The sequence below is a fragment of the Flavobacterium psychrolimnae genome, assembly GCF_003312425.1.
Taxonomy (GTDB): domain Bacteria; phylum Bacteroidota; class Bacteroidia; order Flavobacteriales; family Flavobacteriaceae; genus Flavobacterium; species Flavobacterium psychrolimnae.
The window spans coordinates 400,326-412,469 of sequence record NZ_QNUX01000001.1; the positions used below are offsets into that span (position 1 = coordinate 400,326).

10 protein-coding genes are annotated in these 12,144 nt (G+C 33.8%); 6 read left to right on the plus strand and 4 right to left on the minus strand.

Translation table 11 applies throughout. The features are described 5' to 3' along the window. Window positions 1-214 precede the first annotated feature (214 nt). Window positions 215-601 carry a DUF1573 domain-containing protein gene (locus DR980_RS01795; RefSeq protein ID WP_113633535.1) on the plus strand — a complete coding sequence of 129 codons (387 nt, stop codon included), beginning with the start codon at window positions 215-217 and terminating at the stop codon, window positions 599-601. 55 nt (window positions 602-656) lie between these two features. On the opposite strand, the gene DR980_RS01800 is transcribed toward DR980_RS01795, so the two are convergent. Beyond that, window positions 657-1,988 carry a retropepsin-like aspartic protease gene (locus DR980_RS01800; RefSeq protein WP_244199237.1) on the minus strand — a complete coding sequence of 444 codons (1,332 nt, stop codon included), beginning with the start codon at window positions 1,986-1,988 and terminating at the stop codon, window positions 657-659. 123 nt (window positions 1,989-2,111) lie between these two features. Here DR980_RS01800 and DR980_RS01805 point away from each other — a divergent pair, with 123 nt between their 5' ends. The 5 genes from DR980_RS01805 (at window position 2,112) to lgt (ending at window position 7,130) form a co-directional block, all read left to right on the plus strand. Continuing rightward, window positions 2,112-3,317 (plus strand): pyridoxal phosphate-dependent aminotransferase, encoded by a 1,206-nt coding sequence (locus DR980_RS01805; protein ID WP_113633536.1) that lies wholly within the window; start codon window positions 2,112-2,114, stop codon window positions 3,315-3,317. Window positions 3,318-3,540: 223 nt separating this feature from the next. Then, complete coding sequence (folE, locus tag DR980_RS01810; protein WP_113633537.1) at window positions 3,541-4,212, plus strand: GTP cyclohydrolase I FolE; 672 nt, start codon at window positions 3,541-3,543, stop codon at window positions 4,210-4,212. 142 nt (window positions 4,213-4,354) lie between these two features. Then, a complete protein-coding gene (cysS, locus tag DR980_RS01815; protein WP_113633538.1) occupies window positions 4,355-5,833 on the plus strand; it encodes a cysteine--tRNA ligase in 1,479 nt (492 codons plus the stop codon). Between the two features lie 58 nt (window positions 5,834-5,891). Further along, the gene (gene yidD / locus DR980_RS01820) at window positions 5,892-6,140 is read left to right on the plus strand and encodes a membrane protein insertion efficiency factor YidD (RefSeq protein ID WP_113633539.1); all 249 of its coding nucleotides are present in this window, start codon (window positions 5,892-5,894) and stop codon (window positions 6,138-6,140) included. Between the two features lie 63 nt (window positions 6,141-6,203). Beyond that, window positions 6,204-7,130, plus strand: a complete 927-nt coding sequence (gene lgt / locus DR980_RS01825) for a prolipoprotein diacylglyceryl transferase (RefSeq protein ID WP_113633540.1) — start codon at window positions 6,204-6,206, stop codon at window positions 7,128-7,130. Between the two features lie 57 nt (window positions 7,131-7,187). Here the strand turns inward: lgt and DR980_RS01830 are convergent, their stop codons facing one another. The 3 genes from DR980_RS01830 to mdh form a co-directional block, all read right to left on the minus strand. Next, window positions 7,188-7,802, minus strand: coding sequence for an acyloxyacyl hydrolase (locus DR980_RS01830; RefSeq protein WP_113633541.1), 615 nt, complete (start codon window positions 7,800-7,802; stop codon window positions 7,188-7,190). 134 nt (window positions 7,803-7,936) lie between these two features. Next, complete coding sequence (secDF, locus tag DR980_RS01835; RefSeq protein ID WP_113633542.1) at window positions 7,937-10,909, minus strand: protein translocase subunit SecDF; 2,973 nt, start codon at window positions 10,907-10,909, stop codon at window positions 7,937-7,939. A 226-nt stretch (window positions 10,910-11,135) separates the two neighbouring features. Continuing rightward, the gene (gene mdh, locus DR980_RS01840) at window positions 11,136-12,071 is read right to left on the minus strand and encodes a malate dehydrogenase (RefSeq protein ID WP_073353918.1); all 936 of its coding nucleotides are present in this window, start codon (window positions 12,069-12,071) and stop codon (window positions 11,136-11,138) included. Window positions 12,072-12,144 lie beyond the last annotated feature (73 nt).

Genomic DNA, 12,144 nt, shown 5'->3' on the forward strand with positions numbered 1-12,144 from the left:
TTGTGGATCATTTAATCGTTAAATTGTATTGCTTGTTGGTTCCGTTAAACGAATAACCAAACCAACAAATAACCTTTTTTGACTTTGGTCTGATATTTGTAATTGTAATCTGGAACAAAAGTAAATAATTAAGTAGACTATAAAAAGAGAAATAAAAATTTGTACGTTAATTAAAACAAAGTATATTTACTTTACTGAATTTAAAAATTACAAAATGAAAAAAACAATAGCTTTATTCGCATTCGCATTAATCAGCAGCATTGGTTTTGCTCAAAATGGCCCTAAAATTGAGTTTGCAGCCAAAGACAACACGATTGATTACGGAAAAGTTACTAAATCAGAAAATGGCTCTCGTGATTTTATCTTTACAAATACAGGTAATGCTCCATTAATTATTACTAATGTACTTTCTACATGCGGTTGTACAGTTCCTACAAAACCAGATGAACCAATTATGCCTGGAAAAACAGGAAAAATAACTGTAAAATACAACATGGCTCCCGGACCAATCAGAAAAACGATAACTGTTGAGTCAAATGCAGTGAATTATGAAGCTGGTAGAGTTGCTCTAAAAATAAAAGGAGAAGTAATTTCTAATTAATACATCATAAAATTAAACTAAAAGCTTCTGAAAAATCATTCAGAAGCTTTTTTGATTATAAAACATCAAACAATTGAAAGCTGAATTTTAAAATTTCACTTTCACGTTCGACTTCTAAAGTAATCCACTTATCCTCTACTGACTTAAAAAGAGAATTGATTTCCTGCAATGAATATTTGTACGGAGTGTTGTTGTTAATGGAAATAATTATGTCCCCTTTTTGTAATCCAGCTATGGCCGCTGGCGAATTTTTGCGGACATGTGCTATTTCATAAATAGGCTTTAATTGAAATTTATATTTAAAATCAGTACTAATGGTGACTCCACCCTCATCATTGTATTTAGTGCTCAGCGGAACCGTTTGCATACGGACAGTTTCCTGAACCCACTGCAGACCATTGTGTTGTATTTCGACACCACTTTTATTATAGCTAAATGGAGCCTTGTAATCTCTGTTCTTTTTCAGATACATTTGTTGATTTTGGTAATTGAACACTACAATAAATCGTTTCATAATCTCTCCGCCTACTGAACCCATTCGGTACGGAACCATGGTTACATTTCTAATCGAAATTGAGTCTGGAAAAGCCACCACGGGATTTATAAATTCAAAATCTGCCATCTCAAATTTTTGTATCCTGCCTCTTTTACCTTCGACATCACCGCTAAATCCCTTGCCTAAAAAATCATCAAAGTTTTTCTCTGGAATTTTAATAAACTCTGATTTATCAGGAAACAACCAAACTGCATCACTATTGCCAATGTCTATTAACAATTTGACTTCGACATTGCGATTATCCTGATAGATAGTGCTTATCAAGTATGGTTTGGATTTTTCGATAGCAATAGGAACAGCGGTAAACTTTTTTTCAAATTTAGATCTGTTTTTAGCTGTGTCTTTATAAACAAAAACTTTCCTTTTCTGGTAATCAATTTCGACTAAATTATTTCGGAAAAATTGATACCCAATAATGCCGTTTACAGGAATCCCAATATTAGAAGACAAATTAAAATCTGGGTCTAAAACAATATAGAGCATGTGATTCTTATTTTTCAAACTACCAAATTCCAAAATATTATTAGTAGATTTTAATCCTTCAACAGCGACTTGGCTTCCCAAACCTTTTAATAATATTTTTTCAGCGTTAAAAAAACGGACTTCTTTTTTATCTTCCAAACTGAATAATATAGTTTCAGCAACACCAGTATCTAACAAAAAATTAAGTTCAATGCCATTGACTTTGATAGGCACAAAAACCAAATTATTTATCAATTTAAATGGCATGCTGACCTTATTCACTTCTTTTTCAAACTGAAATCCTTGCTGCGCAAAAACTACAGAAACGAACATACAAATGGAAAATAAAAAAAGTGGTTTTTTCATCATTTTACTTTTCCATAAAATTAATAAATAAATCACATCAAAATGCAGATTTAACAATATATACCGCTTTTGATTATAATAAATTCGGAAAAAAAATTGCAAATTTGCAATTCAATAATTAAGACTATGCCAAAAATATCAAACAAAGGCAGACAAATGCCAGAATCGCCAATACGAAAATTGGTTCCCTACTCAGAAATTGCTAAGAAAAAAGGAAATAAAGTATACCATTTAAACATTGGGCAACCGGATATAAAGACTCCCGAAGTTGCGATGAATGCTGTTAAAAATATTGATTTAACTATATTAGAATACAGTCATTCTGCCGGAAACGAAAGTTACAGAAAAAAATTATCGGCTTATTACATCAATCAAGATATTTCAGTAAATATCGAAGACATTATTATTACTACTGGCGGTTCAGAAGCGCTTATGTTTGCCATGGGTAGCACGATGGATCAGGGCGATGAAATTATCATTCCAGAACCTTTTTATGCAAATTATAATGGATTTTCTACCGCTTCAGGTGTTTCCGTAGTTCCTGTAATTTCAACCATTGAAGCCGGTTTTGCTCTTCCTGCAGTAGAAGATTTTGAAAAACTGATTACTCCAAAAACAAAAGCAATCCTAATTTGCAATCCAGGAAATCCAACGGGTTATTTATATTCGAAAGAAGAAATTATGAAACTGGCTGCGTTAGTCAAAAAACATGATTTGTTTTTAATCTCTGATGAAGTATACCGTGAATTCACTTACGATGGTGATGTACATTACTCTGTGATGAATGTTCCTGGACTTGAAGAACATGCTATCATGATTGATTCTGTTTCAAAAAGATACAGCATGTGTGGCGCAAGAATAGGATGTATTGTTTCTAAAAATAAGGAAGTGATGGCTACTGCAATGAAATTTGCACAAGCAAGATTAAGCCCGCCAACCATTGAACAAATAGCAAGCGAAGCCGCTTTGGACACTCCACAAAGTTATTTTGATGAAGTAATTTCAGAATACAGAGATCGCAGAGACACTTTGATTGAAGAGTTAAATAAAATAGATGGCGTTATTGTAAGCAAACCAAAAGGTGCTTTTTATTGTATCGCACAACTTCCGGTGGAAAATGCTGATGCATTTGCACAATGGCTTCTAGAAAGTTATGACTTGAATGGTGAAACTGTAATGGTAGCACCAGCAGCCGGTTTTTACTCTACACCTGGGATGGGATTAAATCAGGTTCGGATCGCTTATGTATTAAAGAAACAGGACTTAATTAGCGCGGTACGCATACTAAAAGCAGCAATTCCTGTTTATAATGCAGCCCAAACAAAGGCGTAATTAAAGTATACTTTAGATTTACTCATTGAGCAATACGGAAGGATTTTATAAAAGGCAATAACGAACTCGTTATTGCCTTTATTTTTTAGGTCAAAAAAGAAATATAAATAGCCCGTAGAACCAATAAAGTAGTCTTAAATAGTAGGAGCGATAGAAATTCTTTAATTTTTATTATTTATCTTTACCGCTTAAATGTTTATACCAACAATAATAGTTGCTTTTAATGATAAAAAACGAAGAATTTCAAGACGAAATAGGAGACAATCATATTAGTTTATCCGCAAAAAACCCAGTAAGAGATGATGCTTTTGACATTTCTGATGATGAGAAAATTGAAAAAATAAAAAAAGATGTTGAGAGCATTCTAATCACACTTGGAATGGACTTGACCGATGATAGTTTAAAAGGCACACCCAATCGTGTTGCTAAAATGTTTGTGAAGGAAATTTTTGGAGGTTTGAATCCTGCAAAAAAACCAAAAGCTTCCACATTTGACAACAATTACAAATACGGTGAAATGTTAGTTGAAAAAAACATCATCGTGTATTCTACCTGTGAACATCATTTATTACCCATTATAGGAAGAGCGCATGTGGCTTATATTTCTAATGGAACAGTTATTGGCTTGTCTAAAATGAACCGTATTGTTGAATATTATGCCAAAAGACCTCAGGTACAAGAGCGTTTAACGATGCAAATTGTTCAGGAATTACAAATCGCTTTGGGTACAGAAGATGTAGCTTGCGTAATCGATGCCAAACACCTATGTGTGAATTCAAGAGGAATCAGTGATATTGAAAGTAGCACTGTAACATCAGAATTTGGTGGAAAATTTAGAGATGCCGTAACTCGCAGAGAGTTTTTGGATTATATTAAATTAGAGACAAAGTTCTAGTCCTCTCCCCGACCCTCTCCAAAGGAAAGGGAGCCTGGTCTGGTAAAATCAGAACAAGATTATAACAATTATTAATAACACATTCACGTCTCAACTCCCTTCCCTTTGGGGAGGGCTGGGGTGGGGAAAACAATAATCTACAATGCCATTATATAGTAGCCAAAATCTAAAAATATACAATTCTCTTTCGGGAGAAAAAGAAACTTTCGCACCCATTCATGAAGGAAATGTTGGGATGTATGTGTGTGGGCCAACGGTTTACAGTAATGTGCATCTTGGAAACGTGCGTACTTTTATGTCTTTTGACGTGATTTTCAGGTATTTTTTACATTTGGATTACAAAGTGCGTTATGTTCGAAACATTACTGATGTAGGTCATATTGTGGATGATGTGGATGAAGGCGAAGATAAAATTGCCAAAAAAGCACGTCTGGAGCAACTGGAACCGATGGAAGTCGTACAGCGCTACACTGTAGATTTTCATGATATTTTGAATGAATTTAACTTTTTGCCACCAAGTATTGAACCAACGGCAACGGGTCATATCATTGAGCAAATTGAAATAATCAAAACTATTATTGAAAAAGGAATTGGTTATGAAGCCAATGGATCGGTTTATTTTGATGTGGTAAAATTTAATGAAACCAATCATTACGGACGATTAAGTGGTCGTAATATTGAGGATATGCTTACCAATACCCGTGATCTTGACGGACAAAGTGACAAGAGAAATTCACAGGATTTTGCACTTTGGAAAAAAGCGGAAGCGCAACATATAATGCGTTGGCCTTCGCCTTGGAGCGATGGATTCCCGGGATGGCACTTAGAATGTACTGCAATGAGCACTAAATATTTAGGTAATCATTTTGACATTCACGGTGGTGGAATGGATTTAAAATTTCCGCATCATGAGTGCGAAATTGCACAAAACGAAGCCTGTACCGGTCAAACTCCAGTTAACTATTGGTTACACGCCAATATGCTGACTTTGAACGGAAAAAAGATGGCGAAATCTACTGGAAATAATATTTTGCCAAGAGAAATATTGACTGGAGAGAATACGATTTTGAGTAAAGCTTTCTCCGCATCAGTTGCACGATTTTTCATGTTACAGGCGCATTACAGAAGTATTCTAGATTTTTCTGACGATGCCATTGTTGCTGCCGAAAAAGGATACAAACGATTGATGGAAGCGATGAACTCCTTAAAAGAAATCACTGCTGACACAAAAAGCACGATTGATATTTCTGCATGGAAACAATCCTGCTATGAGGCGATGAATGACGATTTTAACACGCCAATTTTAATTGCACAGTTGTTTGAAGGCGTACGGTTTGTCAATTTATTAAAGGATGCAAAAGAGGCTTTGAATTCCGATGACTTAAACAATTTTGCAAAAGCAATGCATGCTTTTGTTTTTGATGTTTTAGGATTGGAAGATGAAAAAGTTTCGGACAGCAATAACGATAAATTAGAAGGAACGGTGAATATGCTTATTGAAATGAGAAAACAGGCCAGAGATAACAAGAACTTTGCCTTGTCTGATCAAATTAGAGATCAATTAATTGCTTTAGGAATTCAATTAAAAGATAGCAAAGAAGGAACAACATTTAGTATTTAGTGTTGAGCAATCCATTTTTAATGATCAGCGCAACATTTCAAATAGAAACTAATAAAATATGATTTCTAAAATGCTCATATTTCCTTTTGTACTATTAGTTCGCTTTTATCAGATTGCGATATCACCATTTACACCTTCCGCTTGTCGTTTTGAGCCGACTTGCTCCTCTTACATGATTGAAGCCTTACGGATTCACGGCTTGTTTTACGGAGGGTTTTTAGGAATAAAACGAATTATAAGTTGTAATCCTTGGGGAAGGACAGGCTACGATCCGGTTCCAAAAAAAACATGCACTCATAAAGATTAGCTTTTTTAGTACGAATTTTACTTTTAATCTCTATTTTTACGACAAATAAAAAATAAACAATATATGACACACGCTTTAAACATCGTTTGGAATCCATCAGAAGGAATTGATTTAGGCTTTTTTATCATTCGATATTACAGCTTAATGTTTGTAATTGCTTTTGGATTAGGCTGGTACATCATGAAAAACATTTTCGAAAGAGAAGGAGAATCGATAGAAAAATTGGACTCTTTGTTTATCTGGACGGTACTAGCAACATTGATTGGTGCGCGTTTAGGTCATGTTTTTTTCTACGATTGGGAATATTACCGTAATCATTTATTGGAAATCATTTTACCGTTTAGATTCAGTCCAAGTTTTGAATTCACAGGATATCAAGGTCTAGCCAGTCATGGAGCTGCAATTTCGATTATTATTGCCATGTATTTTTACAGTAAAAACGTGTTAAAAAGACCACAATTATGGATATTAGACCGCGTAGTTATTCCTGTAGCAAGCGGCGCAATTTTCGTGAGATTAGGTAACTTTTTCAATTCGGAAATTATTGGACATGAAACAACATCTCGCTTTGGAATAAAATTCATAAAAGATCATTTTAGCCCGATGGACGCTGTAAATGCAACTCAAATAGCGAATCCTAAAGATGCTTACACAGCTATTGCAACAGATCCTAAATTTGCCGCTTTGTTGGAGCAAGTCCCTGTAAGACATCCAACGCAATTGTATGAAGCATTTAGCTATGTTTTCGTTTTTGCTATTTTGTTTTTCATGTATTGGAAAACAGAAAAAAGAAAATATACCGGATTTATTTTTGGTTCATTCCTTGTTCTTCTGTTTACGGTTCGTTTTATCGTAGAATCTGTTAAGGAAAGTCAAGGAGGATTTGAAAGCGCTTTAGGCTTGTTTTCAACAGGACAATGGCTTAGTATTCCATTTATTCTGATAGGATTGTATTTCATTTTCACAGCCGACAAAGAACTAACTAATTAAAAAAAAATAAGCACTTATACAAAAAGCGTTATCTAAATCCAGTAGGTAACGCTTTTTTTATAGCGGGATTGAAATCCCAAAATCAATATTTTTAGTGTTGTAACCCGAATTAGTTTTTTGCAATCCTGCATTTGACACATGACGAATATTTGGTCTTACATCAAAAGTTACTTTATTATATTTGAAAGTAAACCCTAAAGCTAAAACATCTGAGAAGGCAAAACCTTTGGATAAACGTTCTGTTTCGGTATCGGTAATCATTGGTCCAACACTCCCAAAAACATAGACACTGCATGATTTAAGGACCGGTTTCCTCATAAGAAAACCAATATTTAGTACATAGTCTCTAATATTCTTCAGCTTTGTAAATCGCTCCCGTTTATCCAAATAATCCGGATCATCAGGCTCAATAAAATACAAATTTGTTAATTGATGCATGGCGAAATTAAGTTCGGGCTGAAGTAAAAACTCATAACTAAAGTTCCTAGTTGATTTTACTTTATAAAATAATTGCACCTTGAAATACTCATTCGTATAGGTGTAATTTCTATTCTTAAATTCATTTCCCAATCCGTATGCAAAACCAAATTCAAATTTACTGTGCTTGTCTTGCGCATAGAATGGAATTGAACCAAAAATAGCAACTACAATAAGAAGTACTTTCTTATACATACATTTAGATTTAAAACTCTAAAACTCTTTGTTATCAACTGTTAAATTACAAATAAAAACTCACATTGGATTGCAGGGAAAAAAAAAGAGATTCAACTTTCGTTGAATCTCTTTTTAAAATATATAGAAAAGATTTACTCTTCTAAATGCGCTTTTTCTACTTTATTTTTATCTACTTTCGAGATAGTGTCTACCAAAACCGGAGTTGCAATAAACAGTGAAGAATATGTTCCTACGATGATACCTACCAACATAGCAAATATAAATCCTCTGATAGATTCCCCACCAAAAACAAACATGATTAATAAAACCACAATCATTGTCAATGACGTATTAATTGTTCTTGACATTGTTGTATTAATAGATTGGTTTACAATTTCAGCAAAAGTACCTTTAGTTTTTCCGGCTAAATACTCACGAACCCTGTCAAATACAATAACAGTATCATTCATAGAATACCCGATAACGGTTAGAATCGCAGCGATAAAGTGCTGATCGATTTCCATTCCAAAAGGCATAAATTTGTAGCACAAAGAGTAAATACCCAAAACAAAAATAACATCATGCGCAATTGCTGCAATCGCACCTAAACTATATTGCCATTTTCTGTAACTGATCATTAAGTATAAAAACACAATAGCCATTGCTCCAAGAACAGCCCAATATGCATTAGTCTTAATATCTTCCGCTACAGTTGGGCCCACTTTTGAGGCTTGTAAAATACCTAATTTTTTACCATCATAAGAATTTACAAATTTATCATACGTCATATCTGCTGAAAAATGTTGTTTTAAAGTAGCAAACAACAATTTATTCACTTCTTCATCTGCTTTAATTCCTGGCTCTTGAACTTTGAATTTTGTTGTAATTTTTAATTGGTTATCGCTACCAAAAACTTTCACTTCAGCACTACCATCAAAAACTTTAGCTAATTCTGCTTTTACAGCTTCTGTTTCAATTGGTTTTTCAAAACGTACTTGGAATGTTCTTCCTCCTACAAAATCAACTCCTTCATCAAGTCCGTTTGTTGCTAAAGAGATAACACTTATAACAACTACTATACTTGAGAATAAATACGTCCATTTTTTCATTCCTAAGAAATCAAAATGAAAGTTATTAAACATATTCTTAGAGAAATTTGTAACAAACGTCAAATTATTCTTTTTGCTTATGTTCCAATCAATGAAGATTCTTGCAATAAAGATTGAAGTAAATAATGACGTTACGATACCAATCAATAATGTAGTAGCAAAACCTTTAATTGGTCCTGAACCAAAAATAAACAATACAGCTCCAGTTAAAATATGCGTTACGTTAGCATCAGTAATTGATGACATTGCACCTCTCCAACTGTACGAAGTTTTAATAGCTTCTTCAAGTGTTTTACCAGCACGTAATTCTTCTTTTGCTCTTTCATAAATAATGATATTTGCATCAACTGCTGTTCCCATTGTTAAAACGATACCGGCAATACCTGGCAATGTAAGAACTGCTCCGATACTTGCTAAAATTCCGAACAAGAACAGTAAATTAACCGCTAGTGCAACATTCGCATACCAACCTGCTTTACCATAATAGATCATCATCCAAAGTGACACTAAAAGCAATCCTATTAAAGCGGAGTTAGTACCATTATCAATTGCTTCTTGACCTAAGGATGGCCCAACCACTTCTGATTGAACAATATCCGCTGCAGCAGGAAGTTTACCCGCTCTTAAAACATTCGCTAAATCTTTAGTTTCTGTAACATCAAAAGCTCCCGAAATTTCAGATCTACCACCAGAAATTGGTCCGCTAGAAACTCCTGGCGCCGAATAAACCACATCATCAAGAACAATAGCAATATTACTTTTTTGAGTATATGCTCTACCAGTTAATTCTTCCCAAGCTTTTGCACCTTGACCGTTCATTTGCATAGAAACAGCTGGTTTACCTGATTGATCAAATGTATCGCTTGCATCCGTAACCACTCCACCACTCATTGAAGGCACATTGTCTCTGTTTCCTTTTAAAGCGTATAATTCTACAGCATCAATATCTTTTGCTTTAGCATCTTTAATTATCATTGGTTTACCCCAAACAAACTTTGCATAACGTTGGTCACCTGCTAATAAAATTCTAATATCAGCTCTTTTCAAATATCCGTTTACAACAGCAGTATCTTTTGGAGAGAAAAGTCCCAAAACTGGACCTCCACCTTGACCAATAATTTTATCAAATAAAGGATTTTCTCCTTTTTTAGTAGCAGTTGAATCTTTAGCATCCGTAAGTAAAGCACTCAAAGAATCTTTTACAACTGGTTTTACTTCAGTAATTTTGATTTCTGTTTTTTTCAATGACTCATTAGCAGCCATTAAAAAATTACCAATTTCTTCAATTTTGTACGTTTCCCAAAACTGCAATTGAGCTGTGCTTGACAATAATTTTTTAGCACGATCCACATCTTTTGCACCAGGAAGTTCAACAAGAATCTGACCTGAATTTCCTAATTTTTGAATATTAGGTTGCGTTACACCAAATTGATCGATACGTTTTCTTAATACTCCAAAAGCACTTTCTACAGACTCATCTACTTTTCTGGAGATAACCTTTTTTACTTGTGCATCCGTCATTTGAAAATCAACCCCACCTTCACCTTGCAAACTTCTGTTAGCGAAAATATCAGGAGAAGCTAATTTTACAGTACCTTTTGAATTTGCTTCAAAAGCATCAAAAAACTTATCTAAATATGATTTATTCCCTTGTAAATCTGCAGAAGCATCAGCCAAAGACTTATTGAAAACTGGGTTTTTAGAATTATTAGATAATCCTTTTAAAATATCTTTTACAGATATTTGAAGTATAACATTGATACCACCTTCTAAGTCAAGACCTTTGTTGATTTGCTTATCACTTACTTCATTAAAAGTAAAATTGGTAAAACCAAGATTAAATACTTTCTCTTTACCGATTGAATCTAAATATTTTGCTTCTTTTTCAGGATTTCCACCAGCAAAAGATTTAGCATCGCTTTTTACTTTACTTGCGACAAAAGTGAAAGAAAGTTGGTAAATACTTACCAATGCAAATAGAATTGCGAAAAATTTAATAAGTCCTTTATTCTGCATTATTACTAAAAATTAATTATTTTTTATTTATTTATTTTTGCTTTAAACCTTATATAATAACACTTTACATTCATTTTTAACATTAAAAAAGAATATTTCGAGCTACCTCATTTTTTTTAAACCGAGCAAATATATAATTAACGTTAAGATTAACCAATTTATTTATAGATTAATCTCAAGAAAAAGACTGCAATGATGCAGTCTTCTCTTTTTTATATGTAAATTTTTATACCAAAATCGATTTTAAAGCGTCATTCATTTGTCTGACAGCATCTGCACTTTTAGCAAATAATGCTTTTTCAGCATCATTTAGTTTAATGTCAAGAATTTCTTCTACTCCATTTTTACCAATAATACATGGAACACCAATACAGATATCATTTTGACCATATTCGCCTTCAACGAAAACAGAACATGCAATCATTTTCTTTTGGTCATTCAAAATACTGTCTACTAAAAAAGCAACAGAAGCTCCAGGAGCATACCAAGCCGATGTTCCAAGAAGTCCTGTAAGTGTAGCTCCACCAACCATAGTATCTGCAGCTACTTTTTGCAATTCTTCTTCCGATAAAAATTGAGAAACTGGAATTCCGTTATAAGAAGCCAGTCTTGTCAAAGGAATCATAGTTGTATCACCATGCCCACCGATAACCATAGCTGAAATATCATTAGCGGGTTTGTCTAAAGCTAAAGACAAATATGTTCTGAAACGAGAACTGTCTAACGCTCCACCCATACCAATAATTCTATTTTTTGGCAATCCCGTAGATTTCAATGCTAAATATGTCATCGTGTCCATGGGATTAGAAACTACCACTATAATAGTATCCGGTGAATGTTTCAATACATTTTCAGCAACCGTTTTCACAATTCCTGCATTAATCCCTATTAATTCTTCACGAGTCATTCCTGGTTTTCTTGGAATTCCTGATGTAATTACAACTACATCACTTCCTGCTGTTTTAGAATAATCATTGGTAACGCCTGATACTTTGGTATTAAAACCTGTATTAGTAGCGCATTGCATGATATCTAATGCTTTACCTTCAGCAAAACCTTCTCTAATATCCAATAATACTACTTCACTGGCAATTCCTCTATAAGAAATCACATCCGCACATGTCGCTCCTACATTTCCTGCTCCTACAATGGTAACTTTCATATTTTAAAGTTTATTCGGTTAATTGTTAATTTGGTTACTTGTTATTGTGTTAATCTATTCGAATGAAAACGAA

What these genes read in the sequence shown, in the direction of transcription:
- secDF (WP_113633542.1), bottom strand. Translation starts at nt 10,909, where the DNA reads ATGCAGAATAAAGGACTTATTAAATTTTTCGCAATTCTATTTGCATTG.
- folE (WP_113633537.1), top strand. Translation starts at nt 3,541, where the DNA reads ATGATAAAAAACGAAGAATTTCAAGACGAAATAGGAGACAATCATATT.
- DR980_RS01795 (WP_113633535.1), top strand. Translation starts at nt 215, where the DNA reads ATGAAAAAAACAATAGCTTTATTCGCATTCGCATTAATCAGCAGCATT.
- DR980_RS01800 (WP_244199237.1), bottom strand. Translation starts at nt 1,988, where the DNA reads ATGATGAAAAAACCACTTTTTTTATTTTCCATTTGTATGTTCGTTTCT.
- DR980_RS01830 (WP_113633541.1), bottom strand. Translation starts at nt 7,802, where the DNA reads ATGTATAAGAAAGTACTTCTTATTGTAGTTGCTATTTTTGGTTCAATT.
- cysS (WP_113633538.1), top strand. Translation starts at nt 4,355, where the DNA reads ATGCCATTATATAGTAGCCAAAATCTAAAAATATACAATTCTCTTTCG.
- yidD (WP_113633539.1), top strand. Translation starts at nt 5,892, where the DNA reads ATGATTTCTAAAATGCTCATATTTCCTTTTGTACTATTAGTTCGCTTT.
- mdh (WP_073353918.1), bottom strand. Translation starts at nt 12,071, where the DNA reads ATGAAAGTTACCATTGTAGGAGCAGGAAATGTAGGAGCGACATGTGCG.
- lgt (WP_113633540.1), top strand. Translation starts at nt 6,204, where the DNA reads ATGACACACGCTTTAAACATCGTTTGGAATCCATCAGAAGGAATTGAT.
- DR980_RS01805 (WP_113633536.1), top strand. Translation starts at nt 2,112, where the DNA reads ATGCCAAAAATATCAAACAAAGGCAGACAAATGCCAGAATCGCCAATA.